We start from the raw sequence: 24,463 nt of genomic DNA on the forward strand, positions 1-24,463 counted from the left end.
CGGCTTGCGCGACGCCAAGGATGCTGGCTCCGCAACAGAGCGGCGCGGCACATCCGCGCGGGATCGCGCGCGCCGGCGAGCAGACCGCTTTAGTACTCGGTGGTAAGTCTCGTGATATTGAAGAGCTTCACTTCCGTTACCTTGTAGCTGTCGAAGTTGTCCTTGAGCAAGGCCGAAAACTTCGGCGGTGCGCCCTGGGCATCGCCGGCATACGTCCACGTGCCATAGTTCGGATCGAACAATGCCCACACATTGCGCCATTTGACGACCGCCATCGCGTGTCGGCCGATCGCACAAGTGAAGACGATCATCCCGAAATAGTTGTTGCCATCGCTCGACAATGCGGACGTGATCGAGATTGCCTTGCTCATCGAGAGAAGCCCCGCCGAAGAGCCGGCGGGGTTATCGATCCGCGAGTCGCGCGCGCCATCGAGTCGACCGGAGGAGAGCATGACGATTCCGTTCGCGATCTGACTGTCGCCCGAGATGCCGCTCAGGAACTGATTGGCCCGTTCGGAATGGTCGATCAACGCCTCGTGCCCCGTCGTACCATGATTGATACCCAGGCCGGCGACACTTGGGCCACCGGAGAAGCAGTCTCGCAGCCATCTGACGGTTAGCCCCCAACATGCTCCTTTTTTTAGCGAACTCGTCATGCCTTTCAGGAGATCACCCTGCTTGAACACAAACGTCGGTTGTTCCATCGTTTCCTCGTTGTCAGAATTGCTTTCGTAGCCGCGGAATGCGGCGGTCGCTGTCCAGATGAGACGGGTAGTCAACAATCGCGGTTTCGTTGCGGGATGCCGCCGCCGATCCAGATAATAAGAATTGCCTTTGGAATGGCTTTCACGTTTCGAACTCCTATACAGGTCACTTTCTTTGGACCGACTCAGCGCACGGCGCTCCCGTCACGCCAGGCGGCAACGCCGGGCATCGCAGTGGTAACCGGCGCACACTCGTCGAAGCGATACGCAAAATCGCCGTCCTCGACGCTCACGCGAACCCGCTTGACCGCGCCGCCGCCGATCATGCGCGCGAGAAACTCGCGGCTGATCGACGGCAGCATCGTGTTGGTCAGAATCGCGTCGATCATCCGGCCACCCGATTCGCTCTCGGTACAGCGGCCGACAACCAGACGCACGACCGCGTCGTCGTAGCCGAACGGCACGCGATAGCGTTCCTCGACACGCCGCCTGATCCGATTCAGTTGCAGTGTGACGATCCGCGCGAGCATCGCGCCGCTGAGCGGGAAGTACGGAATCGCCACGAGGCGGCCGAGCAGCGCGGGCGGGAATACTTTCAGCAGCGGCTCGCGTAGCGCCTTGGCGAGCCCGTCCGCGTCGGGCATCAGGTCCGGGTCCTTGCACAGCCCCGCGATCAGCTCGGTGCCGACGTTCGTGGTCAGCAGGATCAGCGTGTTCCGGAAGTTGATCGAGCGGCCCTCGCCGTCCTCCATCGCCCCCTTGTCGAACACCTGGAAAAACATCTCGTGCACGTCGGGATGCGCCTTCTCGACTTCATCGAGCAGCACGACCGAATACGGCTTGCGACGGACCGCTTCGGTCAGGACGCCGCCTTCGCCGTAGCCGACGTAGCCCGGCGGCGCGCCCTTCAGCGTCGATACCGTATGCGCCTCCTGAAACTCGCTCATGTTGATGGTGATCAGGTTGTGCTCGCCGCCGTACAGCGCCTCGGCCAGCGCGAGCGCGGTCTCGGTCTTGCCGACGCCGGACGTGCCCGCGAGCATGAATACGCCGATCGGGCGATCCGGATTGTCGAGGCCCGCGCGCGACGTCTGGATCCGCTTCGCGATCGCCTCCATCGCGTGGTCCTGGCCGATCACGCGCTCGCACATCAGGCTCGCGAGATTCATCACGGTTTGCAGTTCGCTGCGAACCATCCGCCCGACCGGAATGCCGGTCCAGTCGGCGACGACCGACGCGACTGTCTGGTAATCGACGTTCGGCAGAATCAGCGGGTTCTCGCCCTGCAATTCGGCCAGCTGCGCCTGAAGACGCTTCAGGTCGGCGAGCACCTCGGTCCGTGCGTCGTCGTCGAGCGCGAGGGTTGCCGGCGACGCCGTGCTGTCATCGCTGGCCTCAGCGGCGCGTTCCACCTGGGTCTCCTGCGTCTTCTGTTCAGCCTCGGCCCGCGCCGCCTGTTCGAGTTCGCTGCCTGTTCCTTCGACCGGCGCGGTATCGGCACGCAGTTGCGCACGCAGCGCGAGAATCTGCTCGACCAGCGTCTTTTCTGTTGCCCACGCAGCCTCGCGTTGCGACAGGCGCACGCGCTGCGTATCGAGCGACGCGACGACCAGGGCTTCGCGCGCCGCCACGTCGATACCGACGCGCTTCTCGCGCGCGATGATCCTCTGTTCGGTCTCCAGCGCCTCGATCCGCTTCAGCGTGTCGTCGATCTCCGCCGGCACCGCGTGCTGGCTGATCGCGACGCGCGCGCAGGCCGTGTCGAGCAGGCTGACCGCCTTGTCCGGCAACTGGCGCGCAGGGATATAGCGATGCGACAGCTTCACCGCCGCTTCGAGCGCTTCGTCGAGAATCTGCACGCGATGGTGCTGCTCCATCACGCTCGCGACGCCGCGCATCATCAGGATGCCCTTCTCCTCGCTCGGCTCGTCGACCGGCACGGTCTGGAATCGCCGGGTCAGCGCCGGATCTTTTTCGATGTGCTTGCGGTATTCGGCCCAGGTGGTCGCGCCGATCGTGCGCAGGTTGCCGCGCGCGAGCGCCGGCTTCAGCAGGTTCGCCGCATCGCCGGTGCCGGCCGCGCCGCCGGCGCCGACCAGCGTGTGCGCCTCGTCGATGAACAGGATGATCGGCTGCGGCGACGCCTGCACCTCGTCGATCACCTGGCGCAGACGGTTCTCGAATTCGCCCTTCATGCTCGCGCCGGCCTGCAGGAGCCCGACGTCGAGCGTGCGCACCTGCACGTCCTTCAGCGCCGGCGGGACGTCGCCACGCGCGATCCGCAGCGCGAAGCCCTCGACCACGGCCGTCTTGCCGACGCCCGCCTCGCCGACCAGCATCGGGTTGTTCTGCCGCCGGCGCATCAGGATATCGACGAGCTGGCGAATCTCGCCGTCGCGGCCGACGATCGGATCGAGCCTGCCATCGCGCGCCTGCGCGGTCAGATCGACGGTGAACTGCTGCAGCGCCTGCCGCCGGCCCATCTGCGCGGGCGCGATCGCGCCGCTGCTTTCACCGGGCGCGGCGGCGGCATCGACACGAAAGCCGTCAGTTGCCTGCAACTGGTCTTCCGGCGATCCGGCGACGATCCCGGCGAACCCGTCCGCGAGCGCCTCCGGCTTCAGCTTCGCGAACTCGGCCGACAGCGCGTGCAGCGCATGACGTAAATGACGCGTGCGCAGCAGCCCGACGAGCAGATAGCCGGTGCGCACCTGCGCCTCGCCGAACATCAGCGTGGCGAACACCCAGCCGCGCTCGACGGCTTCCTCGACCTCGGCGGACAGATCGGAGATCGTCGTGCTGCCGCGCGGCAGCCGTTCGAGCGCCGCGGTCATGTCGCGCGCGAGATTCGACGGGTTCAGGGCGAAGTGCCTGACGATCCGGTGCAAATCGGAGTCCTGCAGTTGCAGGATCTGATGAACCCAGTGCGCCAGTTCGACGTACGGGTTGCCGCGCAGCTTGCAAAACACGGTGGCGCTTTCGATACCCCGGTAGGCAACCGCGTTGAGCTTGCCGAACAGGGCGCCGCGACTGATCTCGGCCATGATGTCAATCCTGTAGAGAGTGAGGCGGCCGCTCGGCGGCCACCGGTTCAACTTGAAAAAGCCACGGCAGGGGTGCGATGCGTTTCATCCGACGAGCTTCATTCGACCGGACTCAGCACGACCTGGTCGGCATCGACGGGCTTCGGATAGTGGCCCATCCAGGTACTGAGGCCCATGCGTCCCGACTGGCCCAGGTGTGTCGTCGGTACGTCGTCCTTCTTGAGCACGAGCTGCACGTCCCAACCTTTCTCGCCGCCGACGTAAAGCTTCACCGCGGCCACCAGTTGCCCGAGCGCGTCGCCACCAGGCAGAAAGCGGTTGAAGTCGTTCAGGCTCAGCGGCCCGATGCGCAGCCGGAAGTGCTGCTGTGCGCCGCGCACCTGCGCGCCCATCGTCGCGTTGCGCCCGATTGACGCCATGCCGGTGCCCATCCGCAGATGCGCATCGCGTGGCAGCTGCATCCAGCCGACCACGAACTCGAGTACGCCCACCGGCACGCCGAAGTAATGTTCGAGAAAGCCCTTCAGCCCCTCGGCGTTGCGCGCCTGCGGCACGAGCCGCCCGGCGAAGAAGCGCTTGTACTGGTCCGGCAGTGCGTCGCACCCCTCGAGCTGCGGCGTCGCGATGCCGATCAGCGCCCCGAGATACGTGCGGAAACGGTCCTGCTCCGGGCGGTCGAGCTGCACGGTCGGCTGTGCGTCCGCCCACGCGCGGTAGAACAGGCTCAACATCCGGTGATGAAAGATGTCGGCAAACGCCACGAGCGTCGGGTCCTTCGCGTTCCGCTGACGATCGACCGCATGCTCGGTCAGATGCAGCGGGAGCGGCCCGTTCGGCCCGAACAGCCCGAGAAACAGTCCGTGCAGCCGGCCGGGCGCGCCGGCCGTCCCCGGCTCGAAGCGCTCGATGCTGCGCGGCGGGAATTCGAGCGCCGCCGCATGCGCGAGCCGCACGGGATCCTCGGCCGGCTTCGTCGAATGACCGAGCCGCGGACGATCCGGATACGCGCATTCGAGCCGGCGCATCGCCTCGAAGAACTCGAAGTCGAAAGGCCGGTCGCGCAGCGCCGTCTCTAGCGCTACAGGATCGGACGCTTGCCGGGCGTGGCGGGCCATCGGGCTACCTCGTTACGTTCGAACGTGCGCAATACCGTCTCCGTGAACGAATTCAGCGAAACGTAACGCGCGAAGAAATGCTGCAAGACCGACCCGAGGAGAAACGCGCTGCCGCCCTCGAACGCCGCGTCGGCACAGGTCAGCGTGATCTCGAGCCCGCGGCCGTAGGTGATCGGCCCGGGCACGGGCACCCGGCGCGTCGCCGGTTTCGCGATGACCTGCTTGATGCCCTCGATCTGCCGTCGCGTGGCCGCGTCGAACTCGTCGTGATACAGGCCGAGCATCTCGCGCAATGCCGCCGCGCCGTGCTCGCCGTCCTCGTCGGGCAGCGACAGATAGTTCAGTTGCAGGTGGCTGATCAGCCGCCACGCGGTTTCGCCGGTGGCGGTCGGCGCACGTGGCCGGGTCGGCCCGGCCACGCAGCGAATCGATGCGACCGGCGCGTCGGTGTCCAGCGTGAAATCGGTGTATGACTTGCCGACCGGCATATGCAACGGCAGATCACGGTTCGTGCATAGCAGCCGCAGGCCGAGTTGGCGCAGCGTGGTCGAGTACGGCGCGTCATTCGCGTCGACCAGCGCGATGAACGTCTCGCTGCCGACATAGCTCGACCGCGCGCCGTTCTGCTTCTGGCGGCTCGACAACAGACGTGGTTCTCGGCGCAGCGTGTAGAACGCCGCCTGCGTGTCATGCCAGGTGCGCGACGTGCCGCCGTAGAATGGCATGAAGCTTTGTTCGGGTTCCTGACGATCACCGTAACCCTGCACGTCGAGCACGCTGTGCACCTCGAAATCCATCGGACGCGTGCGGTCGCCGAGAATGTGATACTCGGTCCTGCCCTGTTGCAGATGAATCCGGTCCGCGCGGCGTTCGAACAGGTTGATCACCGGCGTGCAGAACAGCCGGAAATTGCCCGCGTCGATCGCGTTGTGCAGGCGCGCGACGCTGCGCTCGAGCCACACGACGATCTCGAACTCGTTGCCCTGGGCGCGCGCGAGCAGCGAGCGCAGCCCGGTGAATTCGACGAAACGGAAGCGCTCGGGACACGCGAAATATTCCTGCAGCAAACGGTAGCCGCTGAATGAGCGGTCGGCGTACGGCAGCATCGCCTCCTGCTCGTCGAAGCCGATCGCGCGCAAAGCCGCCGCGTCATGAGATTGGCTGACGAATTCGCCTTCTTGCGCCGCCGCGGCGCGCACCGTGTAGCCGACGCCATTCGCGAGCAGCTGTTCGTAGATCAGGCCGGGCAGTTGGTCAGCGCCGGCGAGATGGACCGGCAGGCGGTCGAGCGCGAGCATCTTCGCCTGCACGCCGGACAGCGTCCGGAACCGCAGGCGCAGGCCCGCGCGAACCTGCCCGCCGGACGGCGGCACGAGTCCCGCCGCGGCGAGCGCGGCCGGCGTGTCGAAGTAGCGTGCGTCGGCGAGTTCGAGCGGCCACAGGGTCACCTCGTGCGCGCTCCGGTATTCGCACGCGGTGCGCTCGCCGAAGCCGGTCACGCTGCGCAGCACCGTATGCGGTGCGACCGCATGGCCGGCGGGCGGCAGATCCTCGGACGCGTCCGGATGCATCTGCACCACCGCCATCGACGGAATCGGCGACAGGTAGTGCGGGTAAATCATCTCCAGCAGGTGCTGGGTGAACACCGGATATTGCGCGTCGAGTTTCAACTGCACGCGTGCGGCGAGAAACGCGAAACCCTCGATCAGCCGCTCGACATAAGGATCCGCGCACTCGAAGCCTGCCATGCCGAGCCGGCCGGCGATCTTCGGGTACTCGCTTGCGAATTCCGCGCCCATCTCACGGACGTGCTGCAGCTCGCGGTTGTAATAGTGAAGAAGTCGTGGATCCATGATGGTCAGCCGAAGTATTGCGACACGCGGAATTCGCCCGTTTCGAGATCGACATCGGTTCGCAGGTAGAGGCCGAGCGGCATCGGCTGCGCCCACATCTGAGCCTCGATGCGGAAACTGAGCGAGCGGCCGTCCATCCGCGCGTCGTCAATGCTCACACTCACCTGCACGGTTTCGCCGATCAGCCGCGGCTCGAAGTCGAGCAGCGCGACGCGGATGCGGTTCTGCAGCATGGCGGCATCAATGCCCGACAATGCGGCGCCGGCCAGATCGGGAATACCGAAATTGAGCACGGAGTTGCCAACCTGATCGAGCCCGTCGAGCTCGTCGCCGTTCCATTGACGGGTGCAGTTCAGCAACGCGGCAATGTCGCGGGTCACGCACTCGCGCAGGCGCGCCGCGGTGATCACCCGCTGTTCGCGGCTCTCATCAGGCTCGGCCGGCGCCAGATCGGTCAGCCGGTCGAGCAGCGAAGGCTGCAGGCGTTCCTGCGGTGTCAGTTCCGCCATCCGTGCATTCTCCTCAGCGCGTGCCGAACGTCACCGAGCGCACGTCGAGCAGCGAATACTCGGCGGTGTCGGTGACGAACATGCGCTGGCCGCGGCCGGCGAAGCAGTCGTCGCCCTGCGCGATCCACTCGGTACGTGCCGCGAGCGCGAGCCCGGCGACGCCGGAGCGTTCACTGCCCGGATAACGGCATGGCACGAAGCCGACCGCCTGAGCGCCGCTCTGCCAGGTGATCTGCGCCGGCGCCCAGATCTTGTCGCGCAGATCGGCCGGCGCCTCGAACGTCAGCGCTCGGATCTGCGCGAACGGAACCCACGCGTAGCCGGTCTTCAGGATCAGTTCGAGGCACGGGCCGAAACGCGGATCGGCATCCGCGAGCCATGCGAACGGCTCGCCGTCGATGGTGCCGGCAACCGTCCCGGCCGCATCGAACGCGTTCGCGCGCAATTCGAGGGCCTGCGCGACGCGGCCGGCGCACAGCGCTTGCAGCGACTGCGCCAGCGACGCATGCCACCGGGCCGGCTCGCCGATCAAGTTCGGGCTCGCGCTGCCCGTCATCACCGCTTCGCGCTCGCGTTCGCCACGCAACGCGCAGCCGTAGGCGGTCACCATCAGCGCGTTCTGCTCGTCCAGTTCGCCGGCCACTTTCAGCTGATTCGCGGCGCGCTCCCAGTCGCCCAGCAGCGCGAGCAGCTGGAACAGGAACACACGCAGCACCGCATCGGCGGGCCGGCTTCTGACCTCGGCGGACAGTACGCGCAATGCCTCGTCCAGTTGCCCGTTCACGAGCAGCGTTTCTGGATTGGCGACGCCTGGAGAAATGCTCACGGTAGATAGTCCATTTAACGAATGAAGGCAGGTGACGGGCCCGGTGCGTGCCGGAAGCCGGCTCGCACGCGTGCGTGCTTACTGCTTCGCAACCTGCTGGATGTCGAAGGTGAAGTCCTTCGTGCCGCCATTTGCCTTGCCTTCGTCGTCCTGCGGCTGGAACGAATACTTGAACTTGCCGAAGTGCAGCGTGATGTTTTCGGTCAGGCGCTCGTCGCCACCGCTGCCGCCGGTCGACACCGACGTGATCAGCACGCCTTCGCTGAGCTCGATCGTCACGAAGTCGGTCTGCTGACCGGTCGCGTTGGTCACGTACAGGTACGCGGTTTCGACGCGCGCGCCCGTGCAGCACGCGTTCAGGATTGCGTTCGAGCAGCTGTCGATGTACTTCGTGATGGTGATGTCATGGATGTTCGCCTTGCCGCCCGATGCGTAGCCCGCGCCTGTGTGCAGGTTGCCGGTGTTGCTGACGCTCCACGACCACGCGATGATCGGAACCTCGTTCTTGTGCTTCGAATGGTTGGACGCACCCTGGATCGTGACCGAACCAGTGCCGAATTTCAGATGCATGTCGAATGCCATAATTACCTCTGCTGATTGCTAATGAGTGTGCTCGCCGGTCCGACGAACGATGGGACCGGAGCGTCTGCGCTCCGGATAGGGTTCTTGCGCGCGGCGTACCGCCGGATGCTCACGCGGCGCGCGCGGCAGGCAGACGCGACACGAGACGCAGCGACACGGTCAGGCCTTCGAGCTGGTAATGCGGTTTCAGGAAGAACTTCGAGGTGTAATAGCCAGGGTTGTCCTCGACTTCCTCGACGACCACCTGCGCGGCGGCCAGCGGCTTGCGCGCCTTGGTTTCCTCGCTGGAGTTCACCGGATCGCCGTCGACGTAATTCATCACCCAGTTGGAGAGCCAGTTCTCCATCTGCTCGCGCGTGCTGAACGAGCCGATCTTGTCGCGGACAATGCACTTCAGGTAGTGCGCGAAGCGGCAGCACGCGAACATATACGGCAAGCGCGCCGACAGGTTCGAGTTCGCCGTCGCCGACGGATTGTCGTACTCCTCCGGCTTCGCGACCGACTGCGCGCCGATGAACGCGGCCAGATCCGAGTTTTTCCGGTGGACGAGCGGCATCAGGCCCATCTTGTCCAGCTCGGCCGAGCGGCGGTCGGTGATCGCGATTTCGGTCGGGCACTTCATATCGACGCCGCCGTCGTCGCTGGGAAACGTATGCACCGGCAGGTTCTCCACCGCCCCGCCCGATTCCACGCCTCGAATGCGCGTGCACCAGCCGTACAGCTTGAACGAGCGGTTGATGTTCACCGCCATCGCGTACGCCGCGTTCTGCCACGTGTACTTCGACGAATCCGCGCTTTCGGTGTCCTCCTCGAAGTCGAACTCCTCGACGGGGTCCGTCTTCGCGCCGTAAGGCAGGCGCGCGAGCGTGCGCGGCATCGTCAGCGCGAGATAGCGCGCGTCGTCCATCTCGCGTAGCGAGCGCCAGCCGGCGTAATCCGGCGTCGTGAAGATCATCGATAGATCGCGCGGATTCGCGAGCTCGTTCCAGTTCTCCATGCCGAGCAGCGTCGAATCGGCGGCCGAGATGAACGGCGCGTGCGCGGCGGCGGCGACCTGCGAAATGCCGCGCAACAGTTCGACATCCTGAGGACTCTGATTGAAGTAGTAGTCGCCGATCAGGCAACCGTACGGCTCGCCGCCGAGCTGGCCGTATTCCTCTTCATAGATCCGCTTGAACACCGGGCTCTGGTCCCACGCAACGCCCTTGAAGCGTTTGAGGTTTTTTCCGAGCTCCTTCTTCGACACGTTCATCACCCGGATCTTCAGCATTGGATCGGTTTCCGAATTCGTGACGAGGTGGTGCAGGCCGCGCCATGCGCCTTCCAGCTTCTGAAACTCGGCGTGGTGCATGATGCGGTTCAACTGCTCGCCGAGCTTGCGGTCGATCTCCGCGACGTACGCATTGATCGTCTGCGTCACGTCGTCGGATACGATGTTCGAATCCTGCAATACCTGCTCCGCGAGGGTGCGCACCGCCGCTTCGACTTCCTCTTTCGCGCGCTCGTTCTTCGGCCTGAACTCCTTGCTGAGCAGCGCCGCAAAGTCGCTGGTCTCGCTGAGTGCAGCGTGCGCGTCCTGCGCGGCCGCTTCGAATTGATTCTGGCTTTCCATGATCGCCGTTACTCCTGTCCGGGTTCGGTGTCGGTGGGCTTCGGGGCCGCGCTCAGCGATTGCAGCAGCGCCGGATCCCTGATCGCCTGCGCGATCAGCTTTTCAGCACCGGCCTTGCCGTCGAGATAGGTGCCCAGGTTCGCAAGCTGCGTGCGCGCCTCGAGCAGCCTGGCAAGCGAATCCACGTTGCGCGCGACCGCCGCGGGTGAAAAGTCGTCCATGCTCTCGAACGTAATGTCCACTTCGAGATTGCCTTGACCTGTCAGCGTATTGGGGACGTTGAAGTTCACACGCGGCTTCATCGAATGCATGCGGCTGTCGAAGTTGTCGACGTCGATCTCCAGCGCCTTGCGCTCTTCGATCGGCGGCAGATCGCCGGCATTCGCGCCGGACAGATCCGACATCACGCCCATCACGAACGGGATTTGCACTTTCTTCTGCGCGCCGTACAGCTCCACGTCATACTCGATCTGGACGCGCGGTGCCCGATTCCGCGCAATGAATTTCTGACTGCTCTGCCTCGTTGCCATACGCTTGTTCCTTTGGGGTACGTAAGGTTTTCAGGGATTCGACGGAATCGCGCGACCAAGACCGGCCGGCCGGCAATGGACTCGTGTCGTTCCGCGACCGTCGTTCACGCTCACAGAACAGCGCAGCGCCGCGATCTATTCCACGTTTCCTCAATCGACCTGCACGGGTTTCCGGTCGTCACCGCATTGCCTGCGCAAAACAGAACAATCCGGAGGCCGCGAATATTCCATGGCTCGGATCGATGAATCGCAATTCGCCCGCCAGGGGATCGCGCATCGCGCATTGGATTGATCGGCGCGCAGAGGAATAAACGCGCGGGGCTGGCTGTTCAGTCCGTATTACCGCCTTAGCCGACAGTGGATTCACTGCACCGCACCCAATGACACGTTCAGTAAAACCCGATCGAACGCTCTTCAGAGCGCCGCTGCGGCTCGTGCCGCTCGTCCTGCTGGCGATCGCGTCGTACGCGCATGCAGGCTGGACGCTGGCGCGTGCCGACACGCCGGTCACCACGATTCACGCGACGAGCGTGTATCAGGCCGAGGCCGGCCAGCGTCTCGTGCAGGACGACATCGTCCAGACGCCGTCCAGCGGCGTCGTACAGATCCAGGACGAGAGCGGCAACATCGTCGCGTTCGGCCACGACACGCGCGTGCTGCTGATGCGCGACGCGCATGTCGCGTTGCTGCGCGGCTGGGTCAAGGTGCTGAACGCATGTAGCGTGGCGAACTGCGTGCCGCCCGTCGTCGATACCGAACGCACGCGCTTCACGCTGGCGGATCGCACCGCGCTGGTCATTGCCGCGGCGCCGCCCGGCTACGACAGCGCAGACGCGGTGTACTGCGAAAGCGGCTCGGCCCAGCTGCTCGCACTCGGCAAGTCGCGCAGCAAGCCGGTCGACGTCCGGATCGACGCGCATCAGTTCGCCCTGCGTGCGAAAACGAATGAGGCGATCTCGATTTACGCAAGCCCTGATTCGAAGTTCGTCGCAACGATGCCGATCACGTTTCGCGATGCCTTGCGCACGCTGCCGTCGCCGGCGAACCCGCGCAACCTGCCGACTCATGATCTGCGCCCAGTGACCTACGACGACGTGTCGGACTGGCTCGGCAGCGCGCTCGCCGTACGGACCGACCCGGCGACCCGCTTCACCGGGCGCTTCCGCGCGCGCCTGTCGGATCCGGCATTCCGCCGCGACGTGAGGCAGCACGTTCGCGAGCTGCCCGACTGGCGCCCGCTCGTGTTTCCACAGCCGCGGCTGACGCCGCGCGCCGCGATCCTCGCGGTGCCTTCCGCTTACCCATCGATATCCGCTCGCCCATGAAGCTGTCACTCGCCATCAAATTCAATCTCGTGTTCGTCACGATCTTCGCGATCGGACTGACTGCGGCCGGAGTCGTCGCCGACCGGGTACTGCAGCAGCAGGCGCTGGACGAGACGCGCCACGACGCCAACGTGCTGATGAGCGCGGCCGAGGCGATGCAAAGCTACACCGCGCAGCACATCACGCCGCTGCTCGCAACGCAGATCCAGTATTCGTTCGTGCCGGAATCGGTGCCGGCGTTCTCCGCGATCGAGATGCTGAACACGTTGCAAAGCGCGTTCCCCAACTTCTCGTACCGTTCGACAATGCTCAATCCGACCAATCCGCGCGACCGGCCGACCGATTGGGAAACCGAAGTCATTTCACATCTGCACGACCAGCCGGCGCTCAAGGAGATCACCGGGCAGCGCCGCACGCCCGGCGGCGAGCACCTGCTGTTCCTCGCGCGCCCGGCCAGCATCACGGATTCGACCTGCATGCAGTGCCATAGCACACCGTCGGCCGCGCCGCGCACCATGCTCGACAAGTACGGACCGGCGAACGGCTTCGGCTGGAAGATGAACGACGTGATCGGCGCGGAGTTCGTGTCGGTGCCGATGTCCGAATCGATCGCGCGCGGCCGCGCGCTGTGGCGCAACTTCATGGAGGCGCTGACCGTCGTGTTCGCCGTCGTGCTGGTCGTGCTGAACCTGATGGTGCATGTCCTCGTTACCCGGCGCCTGCAGACACTGTCGCGTGCGGCCGACGAAGTGAGCCTCGGCAAGCTCGGCGAGGTCGAGCTGCCGACCCGCGGCAGCGACGAGATCGCATCGCTCGCGGTGTCGTTCGGGCGGATGCGCACGAGCCTCGTCACCGCGTTCGAGATTCTCGACGAAACCGGCGCCGGGGCCACCGTGCCAAGCGGATCGCAAGCATGATCCAGCGCACGGAACCGCCGCCTCGGCGGATCGGCCGCTACCAGGTCGAGCGCGTGCTCGGCCGGGGGGCAATGGGCACGGTCTATCTCGCGAGCGATCCGCATATCCAGCGGCAGGTCGCGCTGAAAACGATCCGCACCGAGCTGCTGCACGACGCGCATGACGGCGGCGGCGCGTCGGAAGCGGAACTGCCGGCGCGCTTCATCAACGAAGCGCGGGCGGCCGGACGGCTGCTGCATCCGCATATCGTCAGCGTGTTCGACTACGGCGAGGCCGACGGCGTCGCGTTCATCGCACTCGAATACGTGCCCGGCGAAACACTCGCCGCGCGGCTCGCGCAACACGCCGACAACGGCACCACGATGCCGCTGACGAGTGTGCTCGTCTGGTTCGCGCAGTTGCTCGACGCGCTTGCTTACGCGCACGAGGTCGGCGTGATCCATCGCGACATCAAGCCGGCGAACCTGCTGATCGCGCCACGCGGCGAGTGCAAGATCACCGATTTCGGCATCGCGCAGCTCGATACCGGCCGCCTGACCCAACCCGGCATGATGATTGGCACGCCTAGCTACATGTCGCCAGAGCAGTATGCCGGTGTGGAGATCGACGCACGCAGCGATCTGTTCTCCGCCGGCGTCGTGCTCTACGAAATGCTGACCGGCAAGTGTCCGTTCACCGGCTCGTCGGCCGCGGTGATGCAGCAGGTGCTGAACGACACGCCGGCCGCACCGTCGAGCCGGACCGCGAACCTGCCGGTCGAACTCGACGCGATGGTGCAAAGAGCGCTCGCGAAGCGGCCCGACCAACGTTACGCGTCCGCGCAAAGCTGGCGCGGCGAAGTACTGGCGCTGCTCGACAAGCTGACGGCGCGGCTCGATCCCGACCAGACGGTCGTCGTCGCGCCAGTGCCCCGTCAAGCGCTCGCGCCACCGTCGCCCGCCGCCAGCCCGGGTTCCTTCCCGGTCGACTGGTCGCCCGCCTTGCTTGCGCAACTGGAGCAGCGGCTCGTCAGCCATGTCGGCCCGGTCGCGTCGCGCCTGGTACGGCGCGCCGCGGCGCAGGCCACCGATTCGCGGATGCTCGCGGCCCAACTCGCGCGCCATCTGCCCGACGACGCCGCGCGCCACGAATTCAATACGCTGCTCGAGCGTCATGCGGCGGCTTCGGGGATCGAGTCGACACGGGTCGCGCGCGAGACCAGCGCCGCGCGAACGGCAGTACCGGCACTTGATCCGGCGCACATTGAATCAGCCGCGCGGCGGCTTGCCTCGCATATCGGCCCAATCGCCCGCATCGTCGCTCAGCGCGCCGCTGTCGGCGCCGATACGGCGACCTTCCATGCGCGGCTTGTCGCTGCGTTACCCGCTTCCGTGGACAGGGACGCGTTTCTCAATACGCTCGACGATCCGGCTGCCTGACAGGCGGCGCGGCGTTTGCGGCGTAACAGATCCCGCATCGGGTCTCCTTGTCGCTGCGACCGCGTGCCGGGATCGCGCGCGGTGCGACCGACTCCATCAAGGCGACTCAAATTTGCCGCAAAGCGCTGTGCAGTACGTCCACTATCTATAGAACACATATTCCGCAAGATACGGAGAGCTGCCGACCTCATGCGCGGTCGAACATGGCGCCGCCGGCATCAAGCCGCCCATCGTGTTCACACGCTGCACATACCGCACAGCCGACAACACACCGCTTCCCGCCGTGCCATGAGTTTCGAGCAACAGTTGCGGCACGCTCGCCTTCGTCTCGCTCGGCAGTTGCGCGATCGCTTGCCCCACGATGCGGCTTCCGTCTTCCGCTTCCCACGACGGCCCCGCCCCATGCCGCACCACAGCGTGGCCACCCGCGTCGAACAGCGTCGCCTGAGGGCTCCTGAACACCCATCCCAGACGATGCTGCGCATCGAACTCGCACGCATAGGTCTGTACGCCCGACGCAACCAGTGTCATGACGCGTTCGGCCTGAGGCGGATCGATGGAAGACGACGAAGGACCCGAAGGCGTCATCGCACAGGCGCTCAATGTCGACACGGCGACAGCGATCACAACGCCTGCTTGCAGAGTATTTCTGAACATGGCTCTCACCTTGAATGAACAACGAAGCGCACGCGATGCCGCCAATGCCGGCTTAGACGCGCCCGAAGTTAGCCGATGCGAACGCCCAGTTCAGGTGACGCGAGACGGTTGCCACGAGGTAGTCTGGACGGCGATTCTGATAGTCGAGATAGTACGCATGCTCCCAAACGTCGACGGTCAGGAGCGGCACAAGACCTCGCGTCAACGGCGTTTCCGCATTTGCTGTCTTGATCACTGCAAGCTCGCCGCGATCGACAACGAGCCATCCCCAGCCGCTGCCGAATTGCGACGCCGAGGTTGTCACGAGAACTTTCGACAGCGCCTCGATTGAACCAAACTTGCGTTCGATCGCTGCCTGAAGTTGCGCGCTGGGCGCGGTCGCGGCGGGACTCAGCGAACTCCAGTAGAAATTGTGATTCCACGCCTGCGCCGCGTTGCTGAACACGTCGGCAAGCGTGGGCTGATCGTGCGACTGCATGATGATCTGTTCGAGCGACGCCTGCTCGAGCGGCGTGCCGGCCAGCAGCTTGTGCAGATTGTCGAAGTACGCCCGATGATGCTTGCCGTAATGAATCCCCACCGTGCGCGCAGAGATAGTCGGCTCGAGCGCATTTTCCGCGTACGGCAGCGGCGGCAGCGTTTGCGGCGAATCGCCAGGATGGGCGGGAACGATGCCCGCCATCGGCTTCGAGTCGGTTTGCAGGCCAGCCGATGAATCCAGCGTCGTATTGCCGAACGCGAACCTGGAGAGCGCGATACCGATTGAGGCCAGCGATCCGGTTGCAATCAGGCGACGGCGGGAGATGAGTGATTTAAGCATAGCGAACACCGTAAGTGTGGAGAGAGCGCGCCCACCGTCCAATTGCCGGTCGGTCATGGCCGCCCACACATAACAGCTGAAGTCGCGCGGCTATTCCAATCGCGGCGCTGGATACGGAAAAGGAAGGGTTGCGGTGCTGCATGCCGCGTCGAGGATGACTGTCTAGTCCAACGGCACGGTAATAACAGCACGCCCTGCGGCACGTTTCACAAGTTCCGCGTGGTTGGATGGCTGGCCCCACCACCTTGCCATTCCACGCGGATTCCGGTGACCCAGCACAAGCAGGTCCGCGTTGAGCAAGCCGGCATACCTGGCCATGTTATCGACCACGCTGCCTGCGGCAACATACCCGCGTGCAACCGTTCCACTCTCTGATAAATGATCCAGCGCTTCCTGCAGGGTCTGCTTTACCGCCCCTTCGATTTGCAGACACGCCACGTCCGACAAGTTTCCAAGACTGGAACCGATAGCCCAACCGAGATCCACTAACGACAGTACATGAACAGTAGCACTCAACGCATACGCTAAACGGCTAACGCGCAGCAACGCTGATCTTGATTCGGGTGATCCATCGTAGTAGACGAGCAGATTGTAGTGGTCAGGCATAGGAACCTCGAGTTGCGCGACGAAGGGAGTTTCGCCGGATCTTTACCCTCCATAACGCTTTGCCTGGCGAGGTATTCCAGAAAGCGCAGTGCCTTTTGTCGCCGGCGGCTGGCGCACGTACTAATGCACGTTCATCAAGGCGGCCGCCATTTTGGATTGGTTCGGTTTTCGGCGTTGCGTCTCCAAGAACACTCGACTCGTCCCGTTTATTTCACGCGAACACCTATCGCCCCCCTTGCCAGTAGTGCCTCCACCTATATCGTTAAATTCCGATATATAATTCGCACTGTAGCGATGCAGTTGCGTCGACGCCACCGGCGTCCCGCCTGCCGGTTGTTGAAACCCTTGAAACGAATCCCGATGACGCCCGATATCGACGCGATCCACAAAGCGCTGGCCAACCCGGTTCGCCGGGAGATTCTCGGCTGGCTGCGGGAGCCGTACGCGCATTTCGCCGATCAGGAGTTGCCGCTCGATCACGGCGTGTGTGCGGGCAAGATCGACGCGCGCTGCGGCCTGTCGCAGTCCACCGTGTCGGCGCATCTTGCGGCCTTGCAGCGCGCGGGGCTCGTCACGTCGAAGCGGGTCGGTCAATGGGTGTTTTTCAAGCGCAACGAGCCCGTCATCCAGGCGTTCCTCGAACATATGAACTCCAGGCTCTGAGCGCTTCATTCGCGTCGCCGCGCGCTTCTTTCATCACGTTGTTTTTTTCAGGCTCGGGCCGCGCCCGCCGCCAAAGGTGAACTCTTATGCCGACTCTTTTCGATCCGCTGCAAATTGGCGATATCACGTTGTCGAACCGCATCATCATGGCGCCGCTCACGCGTCAACGCGCCGAAGACATTCGCGTGCCGAACGCGCTGATGGCGAGGTACTACGCCGAGCGCGCGACGGCCGGCCTGATCATCAGCGAAGCCACCTCGGTCACGCCGCAAGGCGTCGGCTATGCGGAAACGCCGGGCATCTGGTCGCAGGAGCAGGTCGAAGGCTGGAAGCTCGTCACGAACGCCGTGCATGCCGCCGGCGGCAAGATCTTCCTGCAACTGTGGCACGTCGGCCGTATTTCGGACCCGCTGTTCCTGAACGGCGATCTGCCGGTCGCGCCGAGCGCGATCGCGGCGCAAGGTCACGTGAGCCTCGTGCGTCCGGAGCGTCCGTACGTGACACCGCGCGCGCTGGAACTCGATGAAATCGCCGGCGTGGTTGAAGCATTCCGCAAAGGCGCGGAAAACGCCAAGGCGGCGGGTTTTGACGGCGTTGAAGTGCACGGCGCGAACGGCTATCTGCTCGACCAGTTCCTGCAGGACAGCACCAACAAGCGTACCGATGCATACGGTGGCCCGATCGAGAATCGCGCGCGTCTGCTGCTCGAAATCACCGACGCATGTATCGGCGTGTGGGGCGCGAACCGTGTCGGCGTGCACCTCGCACCGCGCCGCGACGCGCACGCGATGGGCGATTCGGACCCGGCCGGCACCTTCGGTTATGTGGCCCGCGAACTCGGCAAGCGCAAGATCGCGTTCATCGCCGCGCGCGAATCGCTCGGCGACGACCGCCTCGGCCCGCAACTGAAGCAGGCATTCGGCGGCCCGTACATCGCGAACGAAAAGTTCACCAGGGAAACCGCGCAGCAGGTGCTCGACGCGGGTGAAGCGGACGCGGTGGCATGGGGTCAACTGTTCATCGCCAATCCGGATCTGGTGCGCCGCTTCGCGACGAACGCGCCGTTGAACAAGCCGAATCCGGCGACCTACTATGCACGCGGCGAAGCCGGTTACGTGGACTATCCGACGCTGGAAGCGGTGGAATAAGCGGCCACGCGTGCTGAGCAACGCAGTGCAATGCGCTGCGTAGTCAGCTCAGGCCGAGCCGCTTCGTTAAAGTTAAAGCGGCGCATGAATCGCAGTACGCTGTAAAACCGCGCGGCGGGTATGACCGAACGATATTTCGGTCATACCCGACGCGCTTTTTTTTGCCCGCTGCCGGTTCACCCGCATGCCGCGCACGACAAGCACAAACTCAGCAGGCACGCTTGAACCCCACACGTCACGCAAGATCACGCCGCATGAACACGCGCTTCGATTCGTCGAGCCCTTGCGCGATATGCGCGTCGCGCCGCGCGATCAGCGCCACGTCGAGTTCGGCTTCTTCGATATCGCGAAACCCAAGCCGACGATAGTACGGCGCGTTCCACGGCACCTCGCGATACGTCGACAGGATGAGTTGCATCAGTTGCCGCGTGCGCGCGAGTTGCGCGACCTGTTCGATCAGCGCCGCGCCGATGCGCCGCCCGGCATGCGAGGTCAGCACGTCGAGTTCCTGAACATAGATGCGCGTGGGCTGCGGCTCGAACATCACGAAGCCGGCGCACGCCGCATCGGCGTCCACGGCGACGATGATCTCGCGCGCGGCGATCTTGCGCTCGACGAGCGCCAGCACCATCGGCGGCGCATCGGCGATACCGGTCATGCCGACGCTGACAAAGCGCTGGCCCGCTTCGAATTCGATCGTACGAATCGCGCTTGCATCGTGCGCTGCGGCAAAACGGAAGGTGACAGTGGGTGCGTGCTGCATGGCGTTTCGAAGTGTGCGCCGGCTGCGTGGTCGCCGCATGCCGGCCGTCATGGTTGAAAACACTGCCCGATATTGACATCCCAATCGACAAATAGACAAGTGCACGCGCCGCCACGGGACTACACTCCTGACATCTGATTCCCCTTCGGCCCAAGATGGACCTCCTGAATCTGCTGCAGGTCGCGCTGCACCTCGACCAGCACCTGAACGCCCTGATCGGGCAATTCGGCACCGGCGTGTACGCGCTGCTGTTTCTCGTCGTGTTCGTCGAATACGGCTTCCTGCCGTTGTTCTTCCTGCCCGGCGATCCGCTGATTTTCATTTGCGGCGCGCTTGCGGCCACGGGCGCGCTGAATGCGTGGATCGTGGTTCCCGTGCTGTTCGTGGCGACGGTGGGCGGCAGCATCGTCGGTTATGCGCTCGGCCATGCAGTCGGCGAAAAAGTCTATACCGCCGACTATCGCTGGCTCAACAAGCGTGCGCTGCGTAAAGCGCACGATTTCAGCGAGGCACGCGGCGGCCTGACCTTTCTGCTGTCGCCGTTCATCGCCGTGGTGCGCACCTTCGCGCCGTTCGTCGCGGGCGTCTCGCGCATGACGTTCTCGCGTTTCGTGTGGCTGGTCAGCGCCGGCGCGGCGATATGGGTCGTGTCGCTGATGGCGGCCGGCTTCCTGTTCGGCAACATGCCGATGGTGCGCGAACATATGAGTTCGATCGTGTTGCTGGGCATTCTGCTCGGCGGCGCGATGTTGCTCGGCGGTACGGCGTGGCGCGTGGTCCACCGGCGCCTGCGCGCCGACTGAGTTCGCCAGGATCGCCGAAATCGCCGGGATCGTCATCACGCCATCTGTGCTGCGGGACTTCGCGTTGGCGCCGCCAACTTGACTCGAGCGATATACGAAGGTAACCTTCGCAGGCAACCTTCACATCTGCCATCGTATGAGCAAGAATGCCCTTCCGGCTGAACCCGACGCGCTGCACGCGATGGCGGAAGACCTGCGCGTGCTGGTCGGCAAGCTGCGCCGCCGTTTGCGCGAAGAGTCCCACGTGGGCGATTTCACGCCTACGCAGGTGCAGGTACTCGGTCTGCTGGAGCGCGAAGGTCCAGCCACGGTCACGGCGCTCGCACGCGCTCAGGGCATGCGCTCGCAATCCATGGGCGAAACACTGTCGATTCTGAAGGCCGCCGGGCTCGTCAGCGGCGCGCCCGACCCGAATGACGGCCGACAGACGGTTCTCTCCCTCACCCCAGCCTTTCGCAAGAAAATCAAGGCGAGCCGGGCGGCACGCGAAGACTGGCTGTTTCGCACCATCCAGACCCGCTTCTCGGCGGCCGAACAGCAACAACTCGCAATTGGCGTCGACTTGCTCAAACGCCTGATCGACTCGTAACTCGCAGGAGTACCCCATGGCACTCACCACACTTGATGCAAAGACCGCACTGGTCGTCATTGATTTGCAGCGCGGCATCGTCGCATTGCCCACGGTTCATCCCGCGAGCGAAATCGTCCAACGCTCGGTCGTGTTGCTCGACGCGTTTCGCCGTCACGGCCTGCCCGTGGTGCTCGTCAACGTCGCCGCGGGCGCGCCGGGCCGCACGGACCAGGGGCGCCATACCGGCGACTTCCCCGCCGGCTTCGCGGATCTGTTGCCCGAGTTGAAGCAGCAGCCGTCGGATCATCTGGTGACCAAGCGCACCTGGGGCGCGTTCACCAACACGGACCTCGCAGCGTATCTGCGCGAGCAAGGCGTCACGCAAGTGGTGCTGGTAGGCGTCGCGACCAGCATCGGCGTGGAATCCACCGCGCGTTACGCAAGCGAACTCGGACTGAACGTCACGCTCGTCGTCGACGCGATGACCGACATGAATGCGGACGCGCACGCCAACAGCATCACGCGCATCTTCCCGCGCCTGGGCGAAACCGGCACGACGCAGGAAGTCCTCGATCTGCTCGAGAGCTCGCGCGCATGAAAGCGCGCATGTGCGCACGCGCCAGCCTGCCCGCCGCCGGCTCCCTGCAAAGGAGAACCATCCGGTGACAGGCACGTTCCGTTCGCTGCGCAATTTCAATTACCGGGTCTGGGCGAGTGGCGCGATCGTCTCCAACGTTTTGCGCCGGCGCTCGTCGGGCTGTTTTATCTGATGACGTACCGCCAGTTGCGCGTGTATGTCGAAAGCCGACGGCTGCGCTACAGCATCGACGATCCACGGCCGGCGGCGTCCGCGGCGGCCTCTTACATCGGCCCGGTTGCCGCGGTGCAGAGCGCCGTTCTGAGCGAAGCGGAAGAAGACACTTCTCCGAGCGTCTAAGCGACGCCGCCGGCTCGATGCAAAAAAGCCGCGCCTGAAGAATCAGGCGCGGCTTTGTCATTGCAGCACAGCGCTGCACGACGACTTACTTCGCGACCGGCATCGTGAATTCGGCGCCCTTCGCGATACTGTCCGGCCAGCGCTGCATGATGCTCTTGTAGCGGGTATAGAAACGCACGCCCTCTTCACCGTACGCATGGTGATCGCCGAACAGCGAACGCTTCCAGCCGCCGAACGAGTGCCACGCCATCGGCACCGGAATCGGCACGTTGATGCCGACCATGCCCACCTGAATCTGCCGGCCGAACGCACGCGCGACGCCGCCGTCGGAGGTGAAGAGCGACACGCCGTTGCCGAACTCGTGCGCGTTGATCAACTCGACCGCGCTCGCGAAGTCGGGCACCCGCACCACCGCCAGCACCGGGCCGAAGATCTCTTCCTGGTAGATCTTCATCTGCGTGCCGACATGGTCGAACAGCGTGCCGCCGATGAAGAAGCCCGCCTCGCCCGCCACCGGATGCGCGCGGCCATCGACGATCAGCTGCGCGCCTTCCGCCTCGCCCGACGCGATATAGCCAGCCACCTTGGCCTTATGTTCGGCGGTAACCAACGGGCCCATCTCGGCATCGAGGTGCTCGCCGTTCTTGATGACGAGCGATTTGACGCGCGGCACCAGCTTGTCGATCAGTTGATCGGCGACATTGCCGACCGCCACCGCCACCGAGATCGCCATGCAGCGCTCGCCCGCCGAACCGTATGCGGCGCCGATCAGCGCATCGACGGCCTGGTCGAGATCGGCGTCCGGCATCACGACCAGGTGATTCTTCGCCCCGCCCAACGCCTGCACACGCTTGCCGTACTTCGACGCTTGCGTATGAATGTATTCGGCGATCGGCGTGGAGCCCACGAACGACAGCGCCGCGACGTCGGGGTGCTCGATCAGCGCATCCACGGCCATCTTGTCGCCGTTCACGACGTTGAACACGCCGTCCGGCAGACCGGCCTCCTTCAGCAATTCGGCGATCCGCAGCGACGCCGACGGATCACGCTCCGACGGCTTCAGCACGAACGTGTTGCCGCACGCGAGCGCGACCGGGAACATCCACATCGGCACCATCACCGGGAAATTAAACGGCGTGATACCCGCGACCACGCCCAGAGCCTGACGCAGATTCCAGTTGTCGATGCCGCCGCCGATCTGGTCGGTGAAGTCGGTCTTCAACAGGTTCGGAATGCCGCACGCGAACTCGACCACCTCGATGCCGCGCACCACTTCGCCTTGCGCATCCGTGAACACCTTGCCGTGTTCGCGCGTGATCAGCATCGCCAGTTCGTCGTGATGCTGGTTCAGCAGCTCCTTGAACTTGAACAGAATGCGGGCGCGCTTGAGCGGCGCGGTTTCGCTCCACGCGGGAAACGCGGCCTTCGCAGCCTTGACGGCCGCGTCCACCTCTTCAACCGATGCCAGCGCGACCGAGCCGGTCACCTTGCCGGTTGCGGGATTGAACACGTCCTTGAAGCGGCCGCTGGTCGGCTCAACCGGCGCGCCGCCGATGTAATGGCCCAGTTGCTGCACCGACAGCTTCGCTTGTTCGTTGGCTACATTCATGTCCTTACCTCGGGTTCGGGATAGGCCTCGGGGCATCGCCACCGGCCGCAAGAAAATCAGATCGCACAGCGCGCGAGCGGCGATCCGCTTGCCGGCTGGCTCCATCAAGACCCGCCAACTGTATCGACGGCGCCGGTCATATTCCCGACACAGCGCAATAAAACCGCGCCTCACTGTATTGCTTTTTGCGTGGCAACTGTATTGGAGCGGGGGCCACCTGCCCGCTCAAAACCCACCCACGCCGCGCGTAACGAGCGCATACGGTCCACTCGTCAACTGCTCCTTGAGGAACTCGATGCACACCTGAATCTTCGCCGACGACGACAGGCGCTCCGCCGTCACAGCCCACACATCGGCGGACTGCTGGTAGTCCGGCAACACCCGCACCAGTTCACCGGCGCGCAGGCTCTCGGCCACATCCCAGATCGACACCATCACCACGCCATAACCGTCCTTGGCCCACTGCACGACGATGTCGCTGAGATTCGACGCGACCGTGCCCGTCACCTTCACGCTCTTTTCGCCATTCGGCCCGCTCAGACGCCAGACGCCGAAGCGATCATCGCGCCCGCGAAACAGCAGGCAGTCGTGCTGTGTCAGGTCGGCCAGATCGACCGGCGCGCCACGCCGTTCGAGATAAGCCGGCGATGCGCAAAGAATCCGCGCACTCTCCACCATCTTGTGCGCGATCAGGTGCGGCTCATGCACCTCGCCCACGCGCACGTCGATATCGAAGTTCTCTCCGACCAGATCCGCACGCCGGTCCAGCAACTCCAGCCAGATCTCGAGATTCGGATGACGCTCGCGCAGCATCGCGAGAATCCGCGACACGTGTTTGCGGCCGAGCCGCAGACTCGTGCTGATGCGCAGCAGGCCGCGCAACTCGGTACGTCGATCGGCGAACGCGTCGGCCATGCCCTGCACGTCGTCAAGTATTTTCTGCGCCCACTGCAAAGCGGCTTCGCCGTCGGTCGTCACGCTGACCCGGCGCGTGGTGCGCTGGAACAGCTTCACGCCGAGACTGGCCTCCAGCATCGCGATCCGCTTGCTCACATGCGACGGCGACAAGCCCATTTCGGTCGATGCCGCGACGAAGCTGGCCCGCCGCGCGATATTGCAGAACAGCTGAAGATCGCGCAGGAACGACTCATTGCTGGCTGTGAGCGCATTCTGATTTTCCATCTGGTCGCATTGTGTCGGTGCAGAAGCACATTACCCTAGCCGTAACGAATTGATCGGGCAAGCCAGGGCAGATCGGGCTGAATGCTCCGGACACCCAGGCACTGGTTAACCCTCTGCCGCCGATCAGATCATCGCAACCGGTCAATGCCGCAGCGCGGCAACCGGCAAGGACTGGCGGCAGAGCGCCCAGGAAAGTCCTGGCTTGCATTGTTTCAATTTCGGTACGCCAATGAGTCAGCCATAGAAGCTGACAAAAACATTTCTGTTCA

Annotated in this window: 24 protein-coding genes; 9 read left to right on the plus strand and 15 right to left on the minus strand. The window is 64.4% G+C overall.

Going from position 1 to position 24,463, the window contains the following annotated elements; translation table 11 throughout:
* Positions 1–89: 89 nt before the first annotated feature.
* From HV744_RS00485 to tssB, 9 genes are all read right to left on the minus strand, one after another.
* Entirely contained in the window at positions 90–704 is a 615-nt protein-coding gene (locus HV744_RS00485; RefSeq protein ID WP_175147617.1) for a YopT-type cysteine protease domain-containing protein, read from the minus strand.
* Between the two features lie 185 nt (positions 705–889).
* Positions 890–3,748 (minus strand): type VI secretion system ATPase TssH, encoded by a 2,859-nt coding sequence (gene tssH, locus HV744_RS00490; protein WP_175147618.1) that lies wholly within the window; start codon positions 3,746–3,748, stop codon positions 890–892.
* A 98-nt stretch (positions 3,749–3,846) separates the two neighbouring features.
* Positions 3,847–4,863: a type VI secretion system baseplate subunit TssG gene (gene tssG / locus HV744_RS00495; protein WP_175147619.1), complete on the minus strand. Its 1,017-nt coding sequence runs from the start codon at positions 4,861–4,863 to the stop codon at positions 3,847–3,849.
* The gene (gene tssF / locus HV744_RS00500; RefSeq protein WP_175147620.1) at positions 4,827–6,716 is read right to left on the minus strand and encodes a type VI secretion system baseplate subunit TssF; all 1,890 of its coding nucleotides are present in this window, start codon (positions 6,714–6,716) and stop codon (positions 4,827–4,829) included. The genes tssG and tssF overlap by 37 nt, the downstream gene beginning before the upstream one ends.
* Before the next feature lie 5 nt (positions 6,717–6,721).
* Positions 6,722–7,225 carry a type VI secretion system baseplate subunit TssE gene (tssE, locus tag HV744_RS00505; RefSeq protein ID WP_175147621.1) on the minus strand — a complete coding sequence of 168 codons (504 nt, stop codon included), beginning with the start codon at positions 7,223–7,225 and terminating at the stop codon, positions 6,722–6,724.
* Between the two features lie 13 nt (positions 7,226–7,238).
* Positions 7,239–8,051, minus strand: a complete 813-nt coding sequence (locus HV744_RS00510) for a type VI secretion system accessory protein TagJ (protein ID WP_217469074.1) — start codon at positions 8,049–8,051, stop codon at positions 7,239–7,241.
* 78 nt (positions 8,052–8,129) lie between these two features.
* Positions 8,130–8,621, minus strand: a complete 492-nt coding sequence (locus HV744_RS00515) for an Hcp family type VI secretion system effector (protein ID WP_246278882.1) — start codon at positions 8,619–8,621, stop codon at positions 8,130–8,132.
* A 121-nt stretch (positions 8,622–8,742) separates the two neighbouring features.
* Positions 8,743–10,245: a type VI secretion system contractile sheath large subunit gene (tssC, locus tag HV744_RS00520; RefSeq protein ID WP_175147623.1), complete on the minus strand. Its 1,503-nt coding sequence runs from the start codon at positions 10,243–10,245 to the stop codon at positions 8,743–8,745.
* An 8-nt stretch (positions 10,246–10,253) separates the two neighbouring features.
* Complete coding sequence (gene tssB / locus HV744_RS00525) at positions 10,254–10,775, minus strand: type VI secretion system contractile sheath small subunit (protein WP_175147624.1); 522 nt, start codon at positions 10,773–10,775, stop codon at positions 10,254–10,256.
* 380 nt (positions 10,776–11,155) lie between these two features.
* Between tssB and HV744_RS00530 the strand changes: the two genes are divergently transcribed.
* Genes HV744_RS00530 through HV744_RS00540 form a run of 3 tightly spaced genes read left to right on the plus strand, consistent with a single transcriptional unit; the run spans position 11,156 to position 14,435 of the window.
* Positions 11,156–12,100: a hypothetical protein gene (locus tag HV744_RS00530; protein ID WP_175147625.1), complete on the plus strand. Its 945-nt coding sequence runs from the start codon at positions 11,156–11,158 to the stop codon at positions 12,098–12,100.
* Positions 12,097–13,017: a c-type heme family protein gene (locus tag HV744_RS00535; RefSeq protein ID WP_175147626.1), complete on the plus strand. Its 921-nt coding sequence runs from the start codon at positions 12,097–12,099 to the stop codon at positions 13,015–13,017. The genes HV744_RS00530 and HV744_RS00535 overlap by 4 nt, the downstream gene beginning before the upstream one ends.
* Positions 13,014–14,435 (plus strand): serine/threonine-protein kinase, encoded by a 1,422-nt coding sequence (locus HV744_RS00540; protein ID WP_175147627.1) that lies wholly within the window; start codon positions 13,014–13,016, stop codon positions 14,433–14,435. Before HV744_RS00535 ends, HV744_RS00540 begins: the two co-directional genes overlap by 4 nt.
* A 141-nt stretch (positions 14,436–14,576) precedes the next feature.
* On the opposite strand, the gene HV744_RS00545 is transcribed toward HV744_RS00540, so the two are convergent.
* From HV744_RS00545 to HV744_RS00555, 3 genes are all read right to left on the minus strand, one after another.
* Positions 14,577–15,092 carry a DUF3455 domain-containing protein gene (locus HV744_RS00545; RefSeq protein ID WP_175147628.1) on the minus strand — a complete coding sequence of 172 codons (516 nt, stop codon included), beginning with the start codon at positions 15,090–15,092 and terminating at the stop codon, positions 14,577–14,579.
* A gap of 52 nt (positions 15,093–15,144) precedes the next feature.
* On the minus strand, positions 15,145–15,774 hold the full coding sequence (locus HV744_RS00550; RefSeq protein WP_246278903.1) for a superoxide dismutase: 630 nt from the start codon (positions 15,772–15,774) through the stop codon (positions 15,145–15,147).
* 300 nt (positions 15,775–16,074) lie between these two features.
* Positions 16,075–16,518 (minus strand): universal stress protein, encoded by a 444-nt coding sequence (locus HV744_RS00555; protein WP_175147630.1) that lies wholly within the window; start codon positions 16,516–16,518, stop codon positions 16,075–16,077.
* 360 nt (positions 16,519–16,878) lie between these two features.
* Here HV744_RS00555 and HV744_RS00560 point away from each other — a divergent pair, with 360 nt between their 5' ends.
* On the plus strand, positions 16,879–17,181 hold the full coding sequence (locus HV744_RS00560) for an ArsR/SmtB family transcription factor (RefSeq protein ID WP_175147631.1): 303 nt from the start codon (positions 16,879–16,881) through the stop codon (positions 17,179–17,181).
* 86 nt (positions 17,182–17,267) lie between these two features.
* A complete protein-coding gene (locus tag HV744_RS00565; RefSeq protein ID WP_175147632.1) occupies positions 17,268–18,329 on the plus strand; it encodes an alkene reductase in 1,062 nt (353 codons plus the stop codon).
* A 235-nt stretch (positions 18,330–18,564) separates the two neighbouring features.
* Here the strand turns inward: HV744_RS00565 and HV744_RS00570 are convergent, their stop codons facing one another.
* The gene (locus HV744_RS00570; RefSeq protein ID WP_175147633.1) at positions 18,565–19,092 is read right to left on the minus strand and encodes a GNAT family N-acetyltransferase; all 528 of its coding nucleotides are present in this window, start codon (positions 19,090–19,092) and stop codon (positions 18,565–18,567) included.
* A gap of 155 nt (positions 19,093–19,247) precedes the next feature.
* Here HV744_RS00570 and HV744_RS00575 point away from each other — a divergent pair, with 155 nt between their 5' ends.
* From HV744_RS00575 to HV744_RS00590, 4 genes are all read left to right on the plus strand, one after another.
* Entirely contained in the window at positions 19,248–19,895 is a 648-nt protein-coding gene (locus HV744_RS00575; RefSeq protein ID WP_175147634.1) for a VTT domain-containing protein, read from the plus strand.
* A gap of 136 nt (positions 19,896–20,031) precedes the next feature.
* Complete coding sequence (locus HV744_RS00580; RefSeq protein ID WP_175147635.1) at positions 20,032–20,484, plus strand: MarR family winged helix-turn-helix transcriptional regulator; 453 nt, start codon at positions 20,032–20,034, stop codon at positions 20,482–20,484.
* A 16-nt stretch (positions 20,485–20,500) separates the two neighbouring features.
* Positions 20,501–21,064, plus strand: coding sequence for an isochorismatase family protein (locus tag HV744_RS00585; protein WP_175147636.1), 564 nt, complete (start codon positions 20,501–20,503; stop codon positions 21,062–21,064).
* Positions 21,065–21,235: 171 nt separating this feature from the next.
* The gene (locus tag HV744_RS00590) at positions 21,236–21,403 is read left to right on the plus strand and encodes a hypothetical protein (protein WP_175147637.1); all 168 of its coding nucleotides are present in this window, start codon (positions 21,236–21,238) and stop codon (positions 21,401–21,403) included.
* Positions 21,404–21,488: 85 nt separating this feature from the next.
* Here the strand turns inward: HV744_RS00590 and HV744_RS00595 are convergent, their stop codons facing one another.
* A complete protein-coding gene (locus HV744_RS00595) occupies positions 21,489–23,012 on the minus strand; it encodes a CoA-acylating methylmalonate-semialdehyde dehydrogenase (RefSeq protein WP_175147638.1) in 1,524 nt (507 codons plus the stop codon).
* Between the two features lie 225 nt (positions 23,013–23,237).
* Complete coding sequence (locus tag HV744_RS00600) at positions 23,238–24,194, minus strand: LysR family transcriptional regulator (protein ID WP_175147639.1); 957 nt, start codon at positions 24,192–24,194, stop codon at positions 23,238–23,240.
* Positions 24,195–24,463: the final 269 nt, after the last annotated feature.

The sequence above is a fragment of the Paraburkholderia ultramafica genome (assembly GCF_902859915.1).
Taxonomy (GTDB): Bacteria; Pseudomonadota; Gammaproteobacteria; order Burkholderiales; family Burkholderiaceae; genus Paraburkholderia; species Paraburkholderia ultramafica.